Source organism: Tabrizicola sp. BL-A-41-H6 (genome assembly GCF_050632395.1).
GTDB lineage: Bacteria > Pseudomonadota > Alphaproteobacteria > Rhodobacterales > Rhodobacteraceae > JAUYQR01.
In genome coordinates, this window is sequence record NZ_CP192600.1 from 1,448,248 (window position 1) to 1,468,469 (window position 20,222).

23 protein-coding genes and 1 tRNA gene are annotated in these 20,222 nt (G+C 64.0%); 9 read left to right on the forward strand and 15 right to left on the reverse strand.

Features of this window, described 5'->3' with window-relative positions; translation table 11 throughout:
- The first annotated feature begins 77 nt into the window (after positions 1 to 77).
- The 4 genes from ACROUL_RS07230 to ACROUL_RS07245 all read left to right on the forward strand — a co-directional run bounded on the left by ACROUL_RS07230 (position 78) and on the right by ACROUL_RS07245 (position 2,849).
- Complete coding sequence (locus ACROUL_RS07230) at positions 78 to 704, forward strand: hypothetical protein (protein ID WP_431298843.1); 627 nt, start codon at positions 78 to 80, stop codon at positions 702 to 704.
- Positions 701 to 1,102 (forward strand): phage holin family protein, encoded by a 402-nt coding sequence (locus tag ACROUL_RS07235; RefSeq protein ID WP_431298844.1) that lies wholly within the window; start codon positions 701 to 703, stop codon positions 1,100 to 1,102. The genes ACROUL_RS07230 and ACROUL_RS07235 overlap by 4 nt, the downstream gene beginning before the upstream one ends.
- Complete coding sequence (locus tag ACROUL_RS07240; protein WP_431298845.1) at positions 1,092 to 2,024, forward strand: DUF3618 domain-containing protein; 933 nt, start codon at positions 1,092 to 1,094, stop codon at positions 2,022 to 2,024. Before ACROUL_RS07235 ends, ACROUL_RS07240 begins: the two co-directional genes overlap by 11 nt.
- Positions 2,025 to 2,111: 87 nt before the next feature.
- A complete protein-coding gene (locus ACROUL_RS07245; RefSeq protein WP_431298846.1) occupies positions 2,112 to 2,849 on the forward strand; it encodes an MgtC/SapB family protein in 738 nt (245 codons plus the stop codon).
- Positions 2,850 to 2,859: 10 nt separating this feature from the next.
- Here the strand turns inward: ACROUL_RS07245 and ACROUL_RS07250 are convergent, their stop codons facing one another.
- The 5 genes from ACROUL_RS07250 to ACROUL_RS07270 form a co-directional block, all read right to left on the reverse strand.
- Positions 2,860 to 3,411, reverse strand: coding sequence for a sigma-70 family RNA polymerase sigma factor (locus tag ACROUL_RS07250; protein ID WP_431298847.1), 552 nt, complete (start codon positions 3,409 to 3,411; stop codon positions 2,860 to 2,862).
- A gap of 148 nt (positions 3,412 to 3,559) precedes the next feature.
- On the reverse strand, positions 3,560 to 5,221 hold the full coding sequence (locus tag ACROUL_RS07255) for an HWE histidine kinase domain-containing protein (protein ID WP_431298848.1): 1,662 nt from the start codon (positions 5,219 to 5,221) through the stop codon (positions 3,560 to 3,562).
- Between the two features lie 93 nt (positions 5,222 to 5,314).
- Positions 5,315 to 5,473, reverse strand: coding sequence for a hypothetical protein (locus tag ACROUL_RS07260; protein ID WP_431298849.1), 159 nt, complete (start codon positions 5,471 to 5,473; stop codon positions 5,315 to 5,317).
- Between the two features lie 70 nt (positions 5,474 to 5,543).
- Positions 5,544 to 5,816, reverse strand: a complete 273-nt coding sequence (locus tag ACROUL_RS07265; RefSeq protein WP_431298850.1) for a hypothetical protein — start codon at positions 5,814 to 5,816, stop codon at positions 5,544 to 5,546.
- 318 nt (positions 5,817 to 6,134) lie between these two features.
- Complete coding sequence (locus tag ACROUL_RS07270) at positions 6,135 to 6,635, reverse strand: ferritin-like domain-containing protein (protein ID WP_431298851.1); 501 nt, start codon at positions 6,633 to 6,635, stop codon at positions 6,135 to 6,137.
- 171 nt (positions 6,636 to 6,806) lie between these two features.
- Between ACROUL_RS07270 and ACROUL_RS07275 the strand changes: the two genes are divergently transcribed.
- On the forward strand, positions 6,807 to 7,157 hold the full coding sequence (locus ACROUL_RS07275) for a hypothetical protein (protein WP_431298852.1): 351 nt from the start codon (positions 6,807 to 6,809) through the stop codon (positions 7,155 to 7,157).
- A 57-nt stretch (positions 7,158 to 7,214) separates the two neighbouring features.
- Here the strand turns inward: ACROUL_RS07275 and ACROUL_RS07280 are convergent, their stop codons facing one another.
- Together ACROUL_RS07280 and ACROUL_RS07285 are read right to left on the reverse strand one after the other, a co-directional pair.
- Positions 7,215 to 7,376, reverse strand: a complete 162-nt coding sequence (locus tag ACROUL_RS07280) for a hypothetical protein (RefSeq protein ID WP_431298853.1) — start codon at positions 7,374 to 7,376, stop codon at positions 7,215 to 7,217.
- Positions 7,377 to 7,524: 148 nt separating this feature from the next.
- Positions 7,525 to 8,103: a hypothetical protein gene (locus ACROUL_RS07285; protein WP_431298854.1), complete on the reverse strand. Its 579-nt coding sequence runs from the start codon at positions 8,101 to 8,103 to the stop codon at positions 7,525 to 7,527.
- A gap of 220 nt (positions 8,104 to 8,323) precedes the next feature.
- Here ACROUL_RS07285 and ACROUL_RS07290 point away from each other — a divergent pair, with 220 nt between their 5' ends.
- From ACROUL_RS07290 to ACROUL_RS07305, 4 genes are all read left to right on the forward strand, one after another.
- The gene (locus tag ACROUL_RS07290) at positions 8,324 to 9,181 is read left to right on the forward strand and encodes an SDR family oxidoreductase (protein WP_431298855.1); all 858 of its coding nucleotides are present in this window, start codon (positions 8,324 to 8,326) and stop codon (positions 9,179 to 9,181) included.
- A 177-nt stretch (positions 9,182 to 9,358) separates the two neighbouring features.
- A complete protein-coding gene (locus tag ACROUL_RS07295) occupies positions 9,359 to 10,567 on the forward strand; it encodes a hypothetical protein (RefSeq protein ID WP_431298856.1) in 1,209 nt (402 codons plus the stop codon).
- Entirely contained in the window at positions 10,560 to 11,741 is a 1,182-nt protein-coding gene (gene glf / locus ACROUL_RS07300; protein ID WP_431298857.1) for a UDP-galactopyranose mutase, read from the forward strand. The genes ACROUL_RS07295 and glf overlap by 8 nt, the downstream gene beginning before the upstream one ends.
- A gap of 7 nt (positions 11,742 to 11,748) precedes the next feature.
- On the forward strand, positions 11,749 to 11,991 hold the full coding sequence (locus ACROUL_RS07305; RefSeq protein WP_431298858.1) for a DUF378 domain-containing protein: 243 nt from the start codon (positions 11,749 to 11,751) through the stop codon (positions 11,989 to 11,991).
- Positions 11,992 to 12,323: 332 nt separating this feature from the next.
- On the opposite strand, the gene ACROUL_RS07310 is transcribed toward ACROUL_RS07305, so the two are convergent.
- The 8 genes from ACROUL_RS07310 to ACROUL_RS07345 form a co-directional block, all read right to left on the reverse strand.
- On the reverse strand, positions 12,324 to 12,497 hold the full coding sequence (locus tag ACROUL_RS07310; RefSeq protein ID WP_305568251.1) for a DUF1328 domain-containing protein: 174 nt from the start codon (positions 12,495 to 12,497) through the stop codon (positions 12,324 to 12,326).
- Between the two features lie 86 nt (positions 12,498 to 12,583).
- On the reverse strand, positions 12,584 to 14,338 hold the full coding sequence (locus tag ACROUL_RS07315; protein WP_431298859.1) for a sensor histidine kinase: 1,755 nt from the start codon (positions 14,336 to 14,338) through the stop codon (positions 12,584 to 12,586).
- Positions 14,335 to 14,832, reverse strand: a complete 498-nt coding sequence (locus tag ACROUL_RS07320) for a sigma-70 family RNA polymerase sigma factor (RefSeq protein WP_431301258.1) — start codon at positions 14,830 to 14,832, stop codon at positions 14,335 to 14,337. The genes ACROUL_RS07315 and ACROUL_RS07320 overlap by 4 nt, the downstream gene beginning before the upstream one ends.
- A gap of 62 nt (positions 14,833 to 14,894) precedes the next feature.
- Complete coding sequence (locus tag ACROUL_RS07325) at positions 14,895 to 15,086, reverse strand: NepR family anti-sigma factor (RefSeq protein ID WP_431298860.1); 192 nt, start codon at positions 15,084 to 15,086, stop codon at positions 14,895 to 14,897.
- Between the two features lie 172 nt (positions 15,087 to 15,258).
- A complete protein-coding gene (locus tag ACROUL_RS07330; RefSeq protein ID WP_431298861.1) occupies positions 15,259 to 16,161 on the reverse strand; it encodes a UTP--glucose-1-phosphate uridylyltransferase in 903 nt (300 codons plus the stop codon).
- 169 nt (positions 16,162 to 16,330) lie between these two features.
- A tRNA-Gly gene (locus ACROUL_RS07335) sits at positions 16,331 to 16,405 on the reverse strand.
- Positions 16,406 to 16,507: 102 nt separating this feature from the next.
- Positions 16,508 to 16,639, reverse strand: a complete 132-nt coding sequence (locus tag ACROUL_RS07340) for a hypothetical protein (RefSeq protein WP_431298862.1) — start codon at positions 16,637 to 16,639, stop codon at positions 16,508 to 16,510.
- A 71-nt stretch (positions 16,640 to 16,710) separates the two neighbouring features.
- Positions 16,711 to 20,172, reverse strand: coding sequence for a pyruvate carboxylase (locus ACROUL_RS07345; RefSeq protein ID WP_431298863.1), 3,462 nt, complete (start codon positions 20,170 to 20,172; stop codon positions 16,711 to 16,713).
- Positions 20,173 to 20,222: the final 50 nt, after the last annotated feature.

The following is a 20,222-nucleotide window of genomic DNA, read 5'->3' on the forward strand; positions in this document are numbered from 1 at the left end:
GCATCCGGTGCCAGCATTGCGTCGGACGGGCAATCGAATGGGTCAACACCAATCCAGGACACAGGAAGGCAACTGCAATGACCGATATGGGTATGACATCCGAGACCGACACCAACCGTGAGGCCGGAAACAGCGTTGCGGCCGATCTGAAAGCGGTAGCCGGCCAGAAGCTTGACCAGGCAATGGCAGGTGTGAAGGCAAAGGCCGAAGACGCCAAGGCTTCGGTCGCGGGCGAGGTGCAGAACATGGCATCCGTGCTGCGCAACGCGGCCGACGAAATGCGCGGCGGCTCGCCGCAGGAACGTAGCATCGCCTTCGTGGCGGACCATCTGGCCGATGCGTCCGACGCGCTGCGTGACAAGGACATGGGCGAGATCCTGCACGGCATCACCCGCGTTGCGCGGCAGAACCCGATCCTGTTCCTTGGCGGGGCGGCCCTGCTGGGCTTTGCTGCCAGCCGCTATCTGAAAGCCTCGGATACCGGGGTTTCGGGCGGGTCTGTTCATGGCGGCTCGGGCTATGCGGGCGGCACGGGATACAGCGCTGGCGGAACGGGCTATGGCTACAGCTCGGGCAGCGGCGCGATGGATGACCGGAGCGGATCTTCCTACCGTGAGGACGACGAGTCCACATCGATCGGCATGGGAAACGACGACCTTGACGAAGGGAAGCCGAACGATCCTTCGGTGTCGGTATTCCCATGAACCCGCAAGACACCTCAAGGACTGCGGCCGAGATGATGGTCGATGTTGCGGGCAACATCAGCAACCTCGTGCGTGACGAGGTCAACCTTGCGAAGGCCGAAGTGGTGGCCAGCGTCAAGGGTGCGGTGTCTGCCATCGCGATGATGATGGTGGCGCTGGTGCTGGCGATCACCGGCGTCAACGTCCTGAGCGCCGCAGTCGTGGCGGCGTTCATCGCGGCCGGGCTGTCGCCGGTCTGGGCGACGGTGGTCACCGGGGTGCTGTTTCTGGTGGTCGCCGGACTGATTGTGATTGCGGGCATTTCGGCGATGAAGCGGATCGGGTTCGTGCCCCGGCGCGTTGCGACCAACATCCAACGCGACGTGAAGGCAGCAACGGAGGCCTATAATGACAAGTGACAGCCGGACCCCGGAAGAGATCGAGCGCGACATCGAACGCGAGCGCGAGGCGATGCGCGCAAACATCAACACCTTGCAAAGGAAGTTCTCGATGGACGGTATCATGAACGACGTGTCCGACATGCTGCGCGGACGCAGCAGCGAAATTGGCCGGGTGGCGAAAGACACCCTTGGCCGCAACCCCGCCGCCGTTGCCATGATCGGTGCGGGCGTCGCCTGGCTGATGCTGAGCAGGGGCGGCTCGAACGGGTCGTCGGGCAGGGCATCGGCGGACCGCTATGACTTTGGCAGTACGCGGTCGGGATCTTCGCACCAGTCGACCGGGTCGCGCTATGCGATGGGCGGGTCGGGCATGGAAGGCGACGACATGGCCTGGCTTGAAGATGACTGGGACGGCGACGACAGCGCGAACCAGTCGCAGGGCGGCGGCATCACCGGCGCCGTGAAGCGCGGCGCCAGCAGCGTGATCGACAAGGCCAAGGATGCGGTTGATGCCGTGCGTGACCGCGCATCGCAACTCACCGACCGTTTCTCGCATGGCACTGAGGGTCTGTCGGACACCGCGCGCGATCGGGTGGTGTCGGCCCGCCGCGCCGCATACGAAGCGCAGCGCACCGCGCGCGACGCCCTGCGCAAGGGTGCCACGGCAGCCAGCGATGCTTTCGACAATCAGCCCCTCGTGATCGGGGCGCTGGCGATGGCGGTAGGCGCAGGCCTCGGGGCATCGCTGCCCCGCACCAAGGTCGAGGACCGCACGCTGGGATCAAGCAGCGACACGCTGGTTGCCGAAGCACAGCGCATCTTCAAGGAAGAGGTCCACAAGGCCCGCCAGTCCATTGAAGAAGCCGGCAGTGGCGCGCATAATGACAAGACCCAAGGTCGGGCCGGTGGCCAGACGGGTGGCCTTGTGACGCCTGTCTGACATCGCTGTCGGATCATGCATCTTCCAAGGCCCGCGACGCATCCGTCGCGGGCCTTGTTCGTTTCCTTTCTTGCCGAGCGATAGACCATGCCAGAATTCAGCGACTTCCTTGCCATCCTGAACAACTCCGACATCACTGTTCCGCTTGGGCTCAGTCTGTTGACCGGGGCGGTGATCGGTGGCGAGCGCGAGGTGCAGGGCAAACCGGCTGGCCTGCGGACGCACATGCTCGTCTGCCTTGCTTCGACGCTTCTGATGCTGGTCGCGACGCGGCAATCCGAATGGGTGATGACGCAAATTCCCGGGACCTCCATCGTGGCCGACCTGACGCGGATGCCGCATGGCATCCTGACCGGGATCGGCTTTCTGGGCGCGGGCGTGATCATGCGCAACGGGGTGTCCGTGCATGGGCTTACCACGGCCGCATCGCTGTGGGTGACAGCGGCGCTGGGCATCGTCTACGGTGTGGGGATGGTCAGCCTGGGCGTGATCGGGTCGGTGATCGCGCTGCTGGTGCTGGGCCTTCTGAAGCTGCTGCAGACGTTCATTCCGGTCCGCATGAAGGTGCGGGTCGTGGTGCGTGTACGCGAGGGTGCGGCCTTTGGCGCCTCCGATCTGGAAAGCCTGCTGCGAAACCACGGGCTGAGCGTGCGTGAGGTAAGTTGGCGGCATTTCGGCGCCCATACCGCGACGGAACTGGCCGTGTCGGCCTATACGCGCAGCACCCGCAGCCACCTTGAGGCGCTGGTGCAGGCGCTGCGCGGGGTGGACGGGGTGACCGATTTCACCGTGCGCCCGCTGGACGGGCCGGCCCACGAAGGCTAGCCCATGAAAGCTAGGCGCTGCGTCGTACCGGCGGGTTGGAGTGTTTTGCGGTGCTCACCGGCATCTCAGCGTCGTCTCCGACCAAGTCGATCACCATCTGGCGGGCGCGGTTCACCCGGCTTTTGACGGTGCCGACCGCGCAATTGCAGATCACCGCCGCGTCCTCGTAGCGCTCGCCCAGCATGACGACGAGGATCAGCATCTCCCGGAAATTTTCGGGCAGGGTATTGATCGCGCGCAGCACCTCGTTGTGTAAAAGCGTCGTTTCCTGGGTCGCTGCCACCGAAACTTCGCCCGACACGCAGTCTTCGGCGCCGGTATTTTCGCGCCGCCGCTTGACCGAATTGTTGTAGAACGTGTTGCGCATGATGGTGAACAGCCACGCCCGCAGCTTGGTGCCGGGCTGGAATCCGTCGATGCTGGCAAGCGCCTTGGTCAACGTTTCCTGAACCAGATCGTCGGCGTCGACCGGGTTGCGGGTCAGCGCACGGGCATAGCCCCGCAACGACGGGATAAGCGTGATGACTTCCGGGACCACAAGGTCCCTGTCGGTGGCATTCATTGATAGACCCCAAGGAAAAGGCGCGGACCGTCAGGTGTGGTGGACATCCTTCGTCCAATCAACGCGACCTAAACCGGGGGGTTCCTGCACGGCGGGGGGCACGGAAAATGCATCGGCAGAAAGCTGCCGCCGGGCAAAAGGCGGGCCGTCAGGCCGGGGTGGTCTCGCCCACCATGCGGCAGCGCAGGCCGTCGGGCAGATAGTCGATGTCGACGCTGCCTGCGATTTGCTGCGCCAGAACCGACCGGATCATCGTGGTGCCGAAGCCGGAGGTGTCTGGCGCGGTGACCGGCGGGCCGCCCGTCTCCACCCAGTCGATGCTGAAGGTCTTGGCGGTGCCATCAAGGCTCCAGCGGATATCGACCTTGCCTTCCGGTGTCGACAGCGCGCCGTATTTCGCGGCGTTGGTCGACAATTCGTGCAACGCCATCGCCAGCGCCGTTGCCGCCTTGTCGGCAAGGTCGAAATCCGGCCCCGACAGGGTGAAACGCGCATGGTTTGCATCGTCGAACGGGGCCACCGCGGTGCGGATCAGTTCGGTGACCGAGGCCGCCGTCAGCCCGCCCGACAACAGCACCTCATGCGCCTTGGCCATCGCGCCAAGCCGCCCGTTGAACGCACGCACGTTGTCGTCCTGCCCCCGGCCGCGAAATGTCTGGCGGGCGATGGCCTGAACCGTGGCGATCAGGTTCTTCATCCGGTGGTCGTGTTCGCGCAGCAAAAGCGCGCGCTGTTCCTCGGCGATCTGGCGCTGGGCACGGGCGGCCAGAAGCTGGTCCATGAACCCGTCAAGCGCGCGTCCCGCCTCGCCGAATTCACTGGCATCGCGCTGAAGCCCGGTGCGCACTGTGGTGTCGCCCGCCTGCCACGCGTTGACCGTGCCTATCAGGCGCGCGAACGGGCGGCGGATAAAGCGTTCGTTGGCGATCTGCCCGGCGATTACGGCTGCTGCAGTGGTCAGAAGCCCGATCAGGATCGAGATCGCGGTGATCCGGTTTATCGGCCCCAGGACCTCGTCAACCGCCACCCCGGCGCTGACATAAAAGCCTTTAGTCTGCGGAGATGCGGGGAAATAACCGATCACCCGTGCGGTGCCATCCTGACTGACTACCGCCATCGACCCGGGTTCGGGCGCGGTGACAAGGTGGCTGAAGCTGGCCGGGATCTGCGTGCCGACAAACCGCTCCGGCAGCGGTTCGCGGGCGACGATGGTGCCTTCGCTGTCGGCTACGGTGATCGAACTGCCCGCCGCCAGCTCATGTCGCTTCATCCGCCGGCCAAGCCAGCCAAGGTCAAGGTCACCGATGATGGTGAGCCGGGCGTTGGTGTCATCAACGAACGCCATCAGCACCGGCAGGGTTGGCGCTGTGCCGTCAGCGCCGGGCACGAAGCGCCCGGTAACTGAACCGCCATCGACCGACGCCTGTTGCAAAATCGCGGCATCGGGCAAGGCGGGCAAGGTGCCGTTGCCCGCCCGGCACAACGGTTGGCCGCGACCGTCCAGCACGCTGAGCGCGACCAATTGCGGCAGTTTCCCGATGGCGGTCGACAGGAACGTCTCGCACACCGCGCGGTCCTTGCGTCGCACGCTGGGCGACGAAGCCACGGTGTTCAGCACGCTTTCGATGCCGGTCACGACCTGCACCAGTTCAAGCGAGTGCAAGGATCCGGTCCGCCGCGCGGTTTCGTGCATCGTCTGCCACGCGGTTTGCCGCGTGACGTAGATGTTGAAGAACACGAGCGTCGCCAGCGGGGCCAGCGTCACAAGCGTCACGATCAGAAACCGGTGTGTCAGGCCAAGTCTGGTCAACGGTCGCTCACGATGCTGGCATCGTAGGGAAACCTGCCACAACGTCAGCGCGTGGTAAACCCAAGCCCGTTCGCCCCTGCCGCGAAGTAAACCTTAAAGTCGGTCAGTCGGCGGGCGCAGTCCCGACGCGTGCGAGGACGGCCGTTTCATCCGGTCGATCCGGTCAGCCGACCGTGAGGCCGAAAGGTAGCCAAGGACGGACACCGCCCCAAGAACGCCAAAGACGGCAACGGCAATCGAAACTTCGGTCATGTCGGGGGGCCCTTTCTGGCTGCGGTGGCGCCCCCCGAACCCATGCCGGGGGGCGTGACATATCAAGGTGTCAAAGCGGTATGGACCGCGGGAAGGTCGGCTGCGCACCGGGCGACACGAGGTCGTCATCCTCAGGCAACTCGTCTTCCTCGCCGGGAAGGATCGGGGTCACATCGTTCGTGTCGCCCTCGTCCGCTTCGGTCGGATAGGGGTCAAGCGGATCAAAGCCGTCGTTCGGCTTCAGATCCCCCGGGGTATCGCCCGGCTCGCCGGAAGGGTCGTTCTGAAAGCCATTGCGGCCCTTGGCAGGGACGTCGTCGGGATTGGGTCTGGTCTGGTCCATGGCGGTCTCCCTTGCAAACTGGCCGCCCACTGGCGGCCGCATCGTGTCAACCGCCCAGCGGCACTGTTGTTCCCTCCTTAAGCCCAAGTTCGCCCGGCGAAACGGCGCGAAGTGGCTGGATCGCCATCAGCATGAAGGGCGCACGGTGGGCAGGCCGCGTTTCGGTCAAAAACCGAGGAAGGGGTGGGACGAGAACCTCCCGGCGCCTCATCAGAGCGCTCGGCGAGAGATCAGAAAGTCGGCGGTCGCATCAGGGGGGCAGTGCGACCGCCGAACGGGGCAGGAGCGGAGGGAGCGCCCACACCTGCCCAAACGAGGTCAGGCGGCGGAACGCGCCGCTTCCTCGTTCACGGAGGACTCTGCCAGCGAGGTCAAAGCCTCATCAGTCGCAGTCTCTTCGGCAAGTGTCGCCTGCAGAAGTTCCACCGCTTCGGTCATGCCCAGCACACCTGCCCATGAGCGGAGCGTGCCGTAGCGGGCAATTTCATAATGTTCCACGGCCTGAGCCGAGGCGATCAGGCCGGCGTCTAGTGCGGGAGAACCCTTGTATGTCTCCATCACTTCCTCGCCTTCCTCGATGATACCGTCGATGGCCGGGCAGGTCTTGCCTTGGGCGCGCTTGCCCATCAGTTCGAACACCTGCTGCAGACGCTCGACCTGCCCTTCGGTCTCGGTGCGGTGCTTTTCGAAGGCCGCCTTCAGCTCCGGCGACTGCGTGGCGCGAGCCATCTTGGGCAGCGCGCGCAGGATTTTGCGTTCGGCATAATACACGTCGCGGAGCTGATCGTGGAACATCTGGTCGAGTGACACGGATTTCATCGCGGTTTCCTTTCGGCTGGCGGCGCCGTCATGGCCCCGTCGGATTTGCGCCTATTCAACCTGCTCGCGTCGAGTTTGTTCCAAAGTTTCTGGTTCCGGCGTGGATCGGGTGCCGGGGAACAAACCGGGCCGTTTGCGGTTGTCCAAAGAGTTCCAGATGGCGAGGATGCGATGCACGACAAGACCGCGCCCGGCCCGAAACAGCAGCCGAACGATGCAGGCGACAGCGCCGCCCGGCGGGGTAGTGCGGCCCCCGACAGGTATTGGGTGCACGACGACGTTGGCCCCTGCACCTACGTTCCGGTGAATGCGGGTGACGGTGCCCCGCTGCCCGAAAAGTTCGCGCAGCTGTTGCGGGATTTTCCCCAGATCATCGAAGGTCAGGTCACCTTGCGGGATGTGGACAACATGCTGTGGTTGGAAGGCTGGGTTGACGATGAGGATCAGTCGACCCGGCTGGAAGCGGCCGTGACCCTGATCGCGGGCGGGCGCCACGTGCGCAACGTGCTGGCGATCGGCTAAGCTGCGGAAGTGCCGTCCATCTTTCGGCTTTTCGGGGTGGGCGGGTGTTCTACACGATCAGCCGCGTTTCAGCCGCGCGTCAAGGGCGGCCTGCAGACGCGCGGCCAATTCTCGGATGTGGTCCGGGACAGGCTCGCTTGCCAGCGCCTTCACCAGCGCCTCGGCGATCTTCGTTGCGTCGTCACTTTTGGTAGGCTGATCCGGCCCCGTCTGAGTCACACTTGAACCTCCGTTTCGAACAGGATCGAACGGCCAGGCCGCCGCGTCCAGCGCAAAACGTCTTCGGGCAAGCTTCATGCCCGCATCGGGCGGCTTAGTCAGGGGTGACGGAAGGAAAGGGGGCGCCGAAGCGCCCCTCAATGCTGGTTCAGAGGTTCTTGATCGCCGGGCAGATCACCATCATGGCGTTCATGTCATAACCGGCTTTGGTGCCCGTATCGGCGCCGGTGGTGGTCGAAGTGTCGCCGGTCGCGGTGTCCGAAGCGGTGCCGGTGTCGGTTCCGGTCGTTGCAGCCGCGCCCGTATCAGTGCCGGTCGCAGCCCCCGTCGAAGTATCGCCGCCGGTCGAGGTATCGCCGGCGGTGGTCGTATCCGTCCCCGCGGTGCCTGCGGTTGCGTCAGAGCTGCCGTCGGTCAGGTTGGTCGCGTTGGAATCGGTCTTGAAACGGGCGCATTCCGCCAGAACCTTGTCGCGGTCCTCTTGCGGCAGCGAGGGCCAGCTTTGCACGATCTCGTCGGTGGTGCGCAATTGGGTCCGCTCGGCGTCGCTGTAGAACGCACCGCTGACCGCGTCGGACCAGTCTGCGCCGTAGATCATGGACCCGGTTTGCATGGTCGAGGTTTCGCCACCAGTAGTGCCTTCAGCGGCCCCCTCGGTGGTCGTCTGGGCGATGGCGCCCGTTGCCAGAAGAATGCCCAACGGGGCGGCAAGCACGAAGAGTTTCATTACGAAGTCCTTTCGATTGGTCGTTTCGCTGCGCCAAAGGCAGGGCCTGGAGCGCTGGGTCCGACCTGAACCGCAAACCGCGAGCGTTGTTCCGAACCGTGGATCCTGCCCATGCGTCATCGGCAAGGCGCGGCCCAAAACCGGGCGGCGGCCAAATCCTGGGGAACATCGGTCTCAAGGCCCGGTTAACGGCACAAACGTCCCGCACAGAGGCCAGATCATGCCCGAAGACATGCCCGATCGCCCGCCCCAGACCCAAGACCACCAGCCCGGTCACGAAACCGAGATGACGCCTGCGCCCGACTACTTGCCGCGCTATCCGGGCTCGGGCAGGCTGGCGGGCAAGACCGCCTTCATCACCGGTGGCGATAGCGGCATCGGCCGCGCCACGGCGATCCTGTTCGCCCGCGAAGGCGCCCGCGTCGCGATCCACTACCGCAATGAGACCGAGGATGCCGCCACCACCCTCGAAGCGATCCGTGCCGAGGGCGCCGAGGGCATCGCGATCAAGGGCGACATCAGCGACCCCGATGAGGTGACCCGCGCTGTGCGCGAAACGCTGAAGCGCTTTGGGCGCGTCAATATCGTGATGAACAACGCGGCGGTGCAGTACCCACAAGAGACGCTGGAAGCGATCACCGCCGAACAGTTGGAAACCACCTTCGCCACCAACATTTTATCACAATTTCATGTGGTTAAGGGGTTTCTGTCGCAAATGGAAAGCGGCGACTGCATCATCAACACGACCTCTGTCACCGCATTTCGCGGCTCGGACCATCTGGTCGACTACGCCTCTACCAAAGGGGCGATTCTGGCCTTCACGCGCGCGCTTTCGGGAATGCTGGCGCCGCGCGGCATCCGCGTGAACGCCATCGCGCCGGGGCCGATCTGGACGCCGCTGATCCCGGCCAGCTTCGATGCCGAAAAGGTGGCGTCGTTCGGCAAGGACACGCCCCTTGGCCGTGCGGGGCAGCCCTGCGAAGTGGCGCCTGCGGCACTGTTCCTGGCCTGCGAGGACTCGTCCTACATGACCGGCCAGACGCTGCACCCGAACGGCGGCGAGATGGTTGGCGGCTGATCGGGGAGTGTCGCCGGAAGCAGACGGGCCAAACTGACAGACGGGCCAAACTGACAGACGGGCCAAACTGACAGACGGGCCAAACTGAATTGTACGAGGTCCGGGAACAAAACGCCCGCTTCGCCGTTCTTTCTGCAAGGCAGAGTTCCCTGCCATGCATCCTTACCGGAGACTCCCATGCCCCCAACTGGCCTCGACGCGCCGGGCGCGTCGTCCCGTCTGCTTGTCTGCTTGTCACATCTGCGCTGGGACCTTGTGGTCCAGCGCCCGCATCACCTGCTGCGCCGCGCGACCGCAGATTACGACGTGATCTATTTCGAGGAAGCGGTGCGTCATGACGGCCCGCCGAAGCTGGTCCAGCGCAGCGATCCGTCCGGCGTGGTCATCGCCACGCCGCACCTTGCCCACGACGACGTCGATCCCGACCGGACCATCCGGCGCATGCTGGACCGCCTTATTGCCAGCCGCCCGCATTCGTCGCTTGTCGCGTGGTATTATACGCCGATGGCGCTGTCTTACGCCGGGCATCTGGACGAGGATGTCTGCGTCTACGACTGCATGGACGAGCTGAGCGCCTTCCGCTTTGCTCCGCCCGCCCTGATCCGCCGGGAGGCCGAGCTGTTCGAGCGTGCCGACGTGGTGTTCACCGGTGGCCGCAGCCTCTATGAGGCCAAACGCGACCGCCATCCAAACGTGCTGTGCCTGCCCAGCAGCATCGACACCGCGCATTTCGCCAAATCCCGCGGCCAGATCGCCGATCCCGCCGATCAAGCCGCCATCCCGCACCCGCGCGTCGGTTTCTTCGGCGTGATCGACGAGCGGCTGGATCTGGACCTCTTGCGCCTCAGCGCCGAAGCTTTGCCGAACGTCCATTTCGTGATCCTCGGGCCGGTGGTGAAGATCGACCCGGCAACCCTGCCGCAAGCGGCCAACATTCATTGGCTCGGCTCCAAACACTATGCCGACCTGCCGGCCTATCTTGGCAACTGGGATGCCGGCTGGATGCCCTTTGCGCTGAACGAATGCACCCGCTTCATCAGCCCCACCAAGACGCCGGAGTTTCTGGCGGCCGGCCTGCCCGTCGCCTCGACCCCGATCGTCGATGTGGTGGCGGATTATGGTCGCCCCGGTCTGGTCGAGATCGCTGAAGGCACGGCGATGGTGGCCGCACTTACCCGCACGTTGCAAGGCATGTCGCAACGCCAGCGCAAGGCCGTCGACGCTGCCTTGGCGAAAAACTCGTGGGACCGGACCTGGGCCACGATGCGCGACGAGGTGGCCCTGTTGAACCGCTCCGAGGTCCTGCTGCCGGTTCGGTCGCGCGCCACCGGCAAGACCCTGACCGCCGCCAAGAAATCCGCAGCTTCGGTGCCTGACCATGTATGATTGGTTGATTGTTGGCGCCGGTTTTGCCGGTAGCGTCATGGCCGAACGGCTGGCCTCGCAAATGGACCAGCGCGTGCTGGTGATCGACAAGCGCCCGCATATCGCCGGCAACGCCTTTGATGTGCTGGACGCGGCGGGAGTGCTGATTCACCAGTATGGCCCGCACATCTTTCACACCAACGCGCAGTCGATCGTCGATTACCTGTCGCAGTTCACCGAATGGCGCGATTACGAACATCGGGTGCTGGCGCAGGTTGACGGGATGCTGGTGCCGATCCCGATCAACCGCACCACGATCAACACGCTTTACGGCCTGAACCTGACCTCGGATGGGGTGGAACGGTTTCTGGCCGAACGGCGGGTGCCGATCGACGACATCAAGACCTCGGAAGATGTCGTGCTGTCGACCGTGGGACACGAGCTTTATGAAAAATTCTTTCGCGGCTACACGCGCAAGCAATGGGGCGTCGATCCGTCCGAACTGAGCCGTACGGTAACGGCCCGCATCCCGACCCGCACCAACGACGACGACCGCTATTTCACCGACAGCTTCCAGAGGATGCCGGCTGAAGGCTACACCCGGATGTTCGAGCGGATGCTCGACCACCCAAACATCGAGCTGCGACTGGCGACCGAATACGCCGACATCCGCGACAGCGTCAAATTCCGTCGCATGGTCTTTACCGGCCCGATCGACGAATTCTTCGATCACCGGCTGGGGCATCTGCCCTATCGCTCGCTGCGCTTTCAGCATGAGACCTATGATGTCGAACAGGTCCAGCCGGTGGCCACGATCAACTTTCCGCAGACCGAGGATTACACGCGCGTCACGGAATACAAGCATCTGACGGGCCAGAAGCACGCCAAGACCAGCGTGACTTTCGAATACCCCTCGGCCACGGGCGATCCCTACTATCCGATCCCGCGCGAAGAAAACGCAGCCCTCTACCGGGAATACGAAGCCCTTGCCCGCGCGACGCCGGACGTGTGGTTCGTCGGGCGTCTGGCCAACTACAAGTATTTCAACATGGATCAGGTTGTGGGGCAGGCGTTGGCCACGTTCGAACGGATCCGCAAAGAGGCGGAGGAGCAAGATGTCGCACCCCAGACCTCGGCGGCCCAAGGCGGAACAAGCCGCCACCTAAGTGGTTCACTGGTCAGACAGAAACCATGAGGGCGATATGCGAACACTAAACATCATCACGCAACTCCTGCTGATCGTAGGCGGGATCAACTGGCTTTTGGTCGGGCTGTTTCAGTTCGACCTCGTGGCGGCGATTTTCGGGGGCCAGCAGGCCGCCGGGTCGCGCTTGATCTACGTGATCGTCGGGATCTGCGCCATCTGGCAGATGTTCCGCATCGGATCGCTGTTCGATGACCACCGCACGGTGTCGGTTTCGCGTGACCGGTCGCCGCCCGTCTGATTGTCTGGCGGAACGACCCGAACCAAAGAAGCAGCGGCTCCGAAAGGGCCGCTGTATTTCTTTTGGGCGATGGTCAGACAAGTGGGGCGAACAGCGCGCCGCGGACGGGACAATGGCGAGTGCCGATCCATGGCCAGGGGGGAAACCGGAAAAACCGTCCTGTTCCATATGCCGTCGCATCCGGTTGATACGCGACGCGCTGCTCCTGTGATCAACCGACCGGACGACCGACTGTTCCCGCACCCCGTACCCTTTCCGCCCTACGCGCCCGGAATATGCAAAGGGCCGCCGGGTTCACCGGCGGCCATTGCACGTCACGTTTTGCCGTATCGTCAGACCGGCGGGCGTCCACGCACCGCGCGGGCGATCAGGGCGACGACGAACAGCACGATAAACACGAAGAACAGGATCTGAGCGATCCCAGCCGAAGCGCCGGCAATGCCGCCGAAGCCAAGGGCGGCGGCAATGAGGGCGATCACAAGAAAAGTCAGTGCCCAACCAAGCATGGCGTATCTCCTTTCAAGGTGAGGGCGGCAAATGCCACTGCACAATCAACGCCAAAGCCATGGCCGTGGTTCCGTGAGGGCAGCGGTCAGCTGGCCTCGTCGGCCTGCGACGGCTTGATCGCGAACTCCAGCCGCACGACGAAACTGCCGTCCTCCTCGCCGACGAAAAGCTGGCCGCCAAGCTGGGTTGCAAAGGCCGCCAGAAGCTGGTGGCCAAGGCCGGTGCCCTCCATATCAGACACTCTGCGCATCGGATCGTTCATCTGCAATTCGTTGGCGACGGTCAGCACAGCGCGCCCCGGCCCGGAATGATCCAGCGTCACCGACAGGCGCGGTGGCCGGCCGATGCTGCGCACGGCATGTTTCATCGCGTTGGTCAGCGCCTCGGTCACGATCAGGGACAGCGGCACCGCCTGGTCGGGCGACAGCCGGATGGGCTGGAACGCCGTCTGCGCGTCGATCGGCCGATCCGGGCCCGATCCGATCTGCAGCACCTGTGCCACGATGCTTTCCAGAAGCTCCTTGGCATCCACCTCGGTCAGACCGCTGGTCTGGTAAAGCTCGCGGTGCACGGTCGCGAGGCTCATCACCCGGTCCTGCAACCCTCGCAGCAATTGCCGCGCCTCGGGCGTCACCGATTTGCGCATCTGCAGGTTCATGATCGACGCGATCAGTTGCAGGTTGTTCTTCACCCGGTGGTGCACCTCGCGCAGGAGCACCTCCTTTTGGTAAAGCGAATGTTCAAGTTCAGCCTCGTTGCGAACCACTGACAGGATCATCCGCTCGAACGCGTCGCACACGTCATGCAGTTCGTTGGCCGCGTTGTGCAGGTCCGGCGCGGTCACTGTGCGGTTGCCGCCGGCAAAGGTGATGATCGACCGGCGCAGCGACCGGACCGGGCGCAGCACCTGCAACTCGGCCCCGATCCAGGCGGCGGTCAGGCTGGCAAACCACATCGCCAGCGGCACCGCCCAAAGCGGCAGCGACGCCAGCAGCGCGCTGCCGGATTTCGCCGGGTCCTGCCAGATGCCAAGCACGTAAAGCACGTTCGGCACGATCGGCATCACGGCAAAGCTGCGCGCTTCGCCGGTCGGGGTTTCGCCCTGAAAGATCGCGGGCGGCTTGCCCACAAAGCCGGCCAGCGACGTGCCGACGGGCAACCGCGTCGACACGGTCTCCAGACCATACATCGCCGTCAACACGGTGCCTTCGGCGTCGAAGGTGACAAGGCCCGCAATATCGCGCCGCGTCTCGGCATCGGTCAGGGTGTCGGCGCTGGCCTGGCGCAACGCCCGGTGCGGCAACGAGACCGAGACATAGCCCAACACCGGGGTATCCTTGTCGGCCCGCACCGGATGGGTGACAATCAGCGCCGCCTCGCCACTGAATTCGCCGCTGGGGATGAGCATCAGCATTGGACGGGGATCTGCGTTCAGCGCATCCAGCCGCGGACCGGCAAAGTTGCCCGGCTCGCCGGTGGATGAACAGGACATCTGCCCGTCAGGCCGGATGAACCCGGCAAAGGTGAAGGCCTCGCTGGCGTGCAGCAGGCGCACCATTTCGGTCTGGCAGGCCGCGGGATCATCCAGCACATCGACGATGGTCGATGCCAGCGCCGCCGCCGCACCCCGCGCAAGGTTGATTTCCGACAACTGCGGCGACACCGCCAGCAGCGTCTCGCCGAAAAGGGCGGCTTCGGCGCGGGCCTGTGCCTCGACCTCGGACCGTTTGGCCTGACTGTAGGACAGGAACGCAAGCGGCGTCAGCGCTACGGCAACGGCGACCATCAGCCGGAAGCCAAGGCGGCCGGTGACACGACCGCGCGTCCACGCCGGCATCATGCCACGGCGAATGTTGACCGGTTCACAACCGCCAGCGCAACAGGTTCGGACATCACAGGATTGCCAGAGGGCGAGGTCATCCCCATCAGCGTGCAAAGCTGTGCCCGCGCCCGGCTTGCCCGGCTTTTCGCGGTGCCGGTGGCGACGCCCATCATCTTGGCGGCTTCCTCATAGGAATAACCGTTGGCGCCGACCAGGATCAGCACCTCGCGGTGTTCGGCCGAAAGCTGGTCGAACGCCTTCATGAACTCACGCATCGCCAGTTTGCCGTCATGTTCCGGCAGCACCGACAGACGCCCGACATGCAGTCCGTCAGGATCGGCGACCTCGCGGCTGACCTTGCGGCGCAGCGAAAAGAAGGTGTTGCGCAAGATGGTGAACAGCCATGCCCGCAGATCGGTGCCGACATTGAACTTGTCGAAGTTCGACCATGCCTTGACGATGGTGTCCTGCACCAGATCGTCCGCCGTCGCATGGTTGCGCGTCAGCGACATCGCGAAGGCACGAAGGTCGCGAATGTGCTCGGAGATGCCATCACGAGGATCCAGCGTGTTCGTCAACGCTTCTGTTCCTTTTCCTTCAATTGCGCCAGCAACTGCAAGAACCGGTCGGGCACATCCTCGGACAAGGTCGCCTCGTAGGCCCGCTTCAGACTGGCCTCGATGGCGCGCGACACTTCTGTCCGCGATACTTTCGGCCCCTGACTGACTGCCTTGACCGCTGGATCACGAACCATTTTCTTTGACATGTCGCCTGACACTTTTGCCCCTTTTGTCACCTTACTGACCGCGATCAACGCATGAGACAGCCCTGCGGTTCCACGATCGGACCCAAAAAGTTCACACCGGAAACCTGCAGGATCACAGGTTGTGGTCGATCTGCAGATGGCCCCGCCGCAACTGCACGCCGAGGGTGGCCCGTCAGCGCAGGCTGTCGCCAACTGCCGAAGGCGGTGTAAGGCTGCGCAATGTGCCTACTGTACCATTGCGACGCGGTTGTGCCCAATCATTGCTGGCACCCAACCCCAGGCTGCGCTGCCGCGCCATTGCCGCCGACAGCAGGCCCGCATGGTTGCCGCAGTCATAGCGCGTGCCGGAAAACTTGAACGCGGTCAGCGACAGCGCGTTGGCCGCGATGGCGATGGCGTCGGTCAGTTGCAGCTCGCCCCCGGCGCCTGGTTTGGTGTGCGGCAGGATCTCGAAGATCATCGGATCAAGGATATAGCGCCCGACCGCCGCCAGCGTTGATGGCGCAGTGCCCGCAGCAGGCTTTTCCACCATCCCAGATACCGAGATGCTGCGCGATGACCCCGCCGTACCGCGCAGGGCGAAGATGCCATATTTCGCGGTTTCCTTCGGCGCCACTTCCATTGCGGCGACCATCTGGCCGCTGGCATAGTCGGCCCGCATTTCTGCAAGGCAGTTTTCGCCCAGAATCACGTCATCGGGCAGGATCACACCGAACGGCCCCGGTAGGACGAAGGGCTTGGCGCACAGGACGGCATGGCCAAGGCCAAGCGGTTCGTCCTGAAAGGCGAACACGATATCGGGCCGGCGGCTTGCCATGCTGGCCGCTGTCACCGCAACCGGACGCGCCGGTGAAACCTGCGCTGCGGCCACATGATCCTGCAGATAATTGCGGATCGCCAGCTTCGATTGGCTGATCACCACGACGATCCGGCTTGCCCCCGCTGCGGTCGCCTCTTCGATGGCGAAATCCATGACCACCTTGTCATAGACCGGCAGCAGTTCTTTTGCGGTGACGCGGGTAAGCGGCAGCAGGCGGGTGCCCTTGCCTGCGGCTGGGATGACGACGGTCCTCAAAATGATGATCCTTTCGGAAAGCGCGGTGAATGCCAGTACGGTTCGCCTCTGCTTCCGGTCCAACAGGAAAGAACGGATTTGGTTCCCGAAAATCCGCGTTGCGCATCCGGTCCCGGGCGGCCCCGAATGCAAAAGGCGCCCTTTAGGGCGCCTGCGCATTTTGCCGAATTGGAGCGGGCGAGGCGATTCGAACGCCCGACCCTAACCTTGGCAAGGTTATGCTCTACCCCTGAGCTACGCCCGCACTCCGTTTCGGTGCGGATCATCTATAAAAGCCCGCGGGCGGCTGCAAGGGGAAAAACGCCGTTTGTCGAACTATGGCGCGCGATTGCGCAGCGGAACGCGATCAAACCGTGGCGCGTTGCAAAGCGGGCAGGACACAAAGACCGCCCGCCGCAAGCCCGCCGCAAGAAGGAGACGACATCATGAAAGGCATGCTCGCCTGGATCATCGGGATTCCGATCCCGATCATCATCATTCTCTATCTTCTCGACGTATTCTGAGATGCAAAGCGCACCGGCCCCGCCCAAGTGATGGGCGGGGCGGGGCTTACTCCAGTTCTATCAGCAGGTCCTTCGCCTCGATCTGGCTGCCGGGGGTCACATGCACCGCCTTGACCACCGCCTCGCGGTCGGCGTGCAGCCCGGTTTCCATCTTCATCGCCTCGATCGTCAGCAAAAGGTCACCCGCGCGCACCTTCTGGCCCGCCACTACCGTCACGCTGGCAACTGAGCCTGGCATCGGCGCGCCGATATGGCTGGCGTTGCCGTCCTGCGCCTTTGGCCGCGCGGCCGTCTTGGCCTTGACCGCCCGGTTCGGCACGCGAATGACGCGCGGCTGGCCGTTCAGTTCGAAGAACACCTTCACCTCGCCGTCATCCGTGGTCTCGCCCACCGCTTGCAGCCGGATTTCCAAGGCCTTGCCGGGGTCGATCTCGGTGGTGATCTCGTCGCCCGGCTGCATCCCGTAAAAGAACGTCTGCGTCGGCAGCGCCCGCACCGGGCCGTAAAGCCGGTGCCGCGCGCGGTAATCCATGAAAACCTTGGGATACATCAGGTATCCGTTCAGGTCCTCGTCATCCACCGTCTCGCCCTCGGCCTCTTCGGCGCCAAGGCGCAGCTCTTCGGCCAGCTTCTTGCGCGTCGCCTCGATATCGACCGGCGACATGGATTTGCCGGGCCGATCGGTCAAGGGCGCCTCGCCTTTCAGCACCTTTTTCAAGATACCCTTCGGCCAGCCGCCGGGGGGCTGGCCAAGGTTGCCCTTCAGCATGTCGACGACCGAGTCCGGAAACGCCACATCCACGCCGGGATCTTCAACCTGTGCGCGGGTCAGGTTCTGCGCCACCATCATCAGCGCCATGTCGCCCACCACCTTCGACGATGGCGTGACCTTCACGATGTCACCGAACATCTGGTTCACGTCGGCATAGGCCTGCGCCACCTCGTGCCACCGATCCTCAAGGCCCAAGGACCGCGCCTGCGCCTTGAGATTGGTGAACTGGCCGCCCGGCATTTCGTGCAGGTAAACCTCGGACGCCGGGGCAGGGAGGCCGGATTCAAACGCCGCATACTGCCCGCGCACCTGTTCCCAGTAGTTGGAAATCTCGCGGATCGCCTTGATATCAAGGCCGGTGTCGCGCTCGGTATGCTTCAACGCCTCGACGATCGAGCCAAGGCAGGGCTGCGAGGTGCCACCCGAAAACGCGTCCATCGCTGCATCGACAGCATCGACGCCCGCATCGCAGGCCGCAATGATCGTCGCCGCCCCGGCACCCGAAGTGTCATGCGTGTGGAAGTGGATCGGCAGCCCCACCTCCTGTTTCAGCGCCTTGATCAGGATGCGGGCCGAGGCGGGTTTCAAAAGCCCCGCCATGTCCTTGAGCCCCAGCACATGCGCGCCTGCGGCCTTCAATTCCTTGCCCATCGCGACATAGTATTTCAGGTCATACTTCGCGCGCGCCGGATCCAAGAGATCGCCCGTGTAGCAGATCGCGCCTTCGCAGACCTTGCCGTTCTCGACCACCGCGTCCATCGCGACGCGCATGTTTTCCACCCAGTTGAGGCTGTCGAACACCCGGAACACGTCGACCCCGGTCTTGGCCGCCTGCGCGACAAAGCCCTGCACCACGTTGTCGGGGTAGTTCGTGTAACCGACCCCGTTCGATGCGCGCAAAAGCATCTGCGTCATCACGTTCGGCATGGCGGCGCGCAGGTCGCGCAGGCGCTGCCACGGGCATTCCTGCAAGAAGCGGTAGGCCACGTCGAAGGTCGCCCCGCCCCAGCACTCGACCGACAGAAGTTGCGGCAGGTTCGCCGCATAAGTCGGCGCCACGCGGATCATGTCGATCGACCGCATCCGGGTGGCGAGGAGGCTTTGATGCCCGTCGCGCATCGTGGTGTCGGTGATCAGCACCTTCTTTTGCGCCAGCATCCAGTCTGCGACGGCCTTCGGGCCCTTCTGCTCCAGCAGATTGCGGGTGCCCATCGCAGGCTCCGCGCGTACCGCTGGCGGTTTCGGCGTCCGCGCTTCGGCGGCCGGTTTCGGGCGGCCTGCGGTTTCGGGGTGCCCGTTCACCGTGATGTCGGCGATATAGGTCAGGATCTTGGTCGCCCGGTCCTTGCGGCGCTTGAAGTTGAACAACTCCGGCGTCGTGTCGATGAACTTCGTGGTGTAGGTGTTGTTCAGGAACGTCGGGTGTTTCAGCAGGTTGATCACGAACTCGATGTTCGTGGCCACACCCCGGATACGGAATTCGCGCAAGGCCCGGTCCATCCGGGCAATCGCCTTTTCGGGTGTCTGGGCATGGGCCGTGACCTTGACCAGAAGCGAATCGTAATACCGGGTGATCACCGACCCCGCATAGGCCGTGCCGCCATCCAGCCGGATGCCGTTGCCCGTTGCGCTGCGATATGCCGTCAACCGCCCGTAATCGGGAATGAAATTGTTCAGCGGGTCTTCCGTCGTCACCCGGCACTGCACCGCGTGGCCGTTGAGGACCACGTCTTCCTGCCGCGCGACACCGGTCGCCTCGGCCAGCGTCTTGCCTTCCTCGATCAGGATTTGCGCCTGCACGATGTCGATCCCCGTCACCTCTTCGGTCACGGTGTGTTCGACCTGCACCCGCGGGTTCACCTCGATGAAGTAGAACTTGCCCGAATCCATATCCATCAGGAACTCGACGGTCCCGGCGCATTCGTAGTTCACATGGGCGCAAATCTTGCGGCCCATCTCGCAGACCTCGGCCCGCTGTTCAGGCGTCAGGTACGGGGCAGGGGCGCGTTCCACGACCTTCTGGTTGCGCCGCTGCACAGTGCAGTCGCGTTCCCACAGGTGGTAGATGTTGCCGTGCTTGTCGCCAAGGATCTGCACCTCGACGTGGCGCGCGCGCAGGATCATCTTCTCCAGATAACCCTCGCCATTGCCAAACGCCGCTTCCGCCTCGCGCCGGCCTTCGCGGACCTTGGCTTCCAGTTCTTCCTCGTTGTTGATCGGCCGCATTCCGCGCCCGCCCCCGCCCCACGATGCCTTCAGCATCAAGGGATAGCCCACCTCGGCCGCCTGTTTCTTCACCAGCGCCATATCGTCGCCCAAAACCTCGGTCGCAGGAATGACCGGCACGCCCGCCGCCATCGCCACGCGGCGGGCGCTGGCCTTGTCACCAAGCGCGCGCATCGTCTCGGCGGTCGGGCCGATGAAGGTGATGCCGGCCTGTTCGCAGGCGTCGACGAAATCGGGGTTCTCCGACAGAAGGCCATAACCGGGATGGATCGCATCCGCCCCCGCCATCCGCGCCACGCGGATGATTTCCGGGATCGAAAGATACGCGCCGACCGGCGAAAGCCCCTCACCGATCCGATACGCCTCATCCGCCTTGAAGCGGTGGAGCGACAGCTTGTCCTCCTCGGCATAGACGGCGACGGTCTTCTTGCCCATCTCGTTGGCCGCGCGCATCACCCGAATGGCGATCTCGCCCCGGTTGGCGATCAGGATCTTCTTGAATTCGGGCATCGACGGTCTCCGGGGGAAAGCGGGCAGGACTAGCGCACTCTATGGGTGCT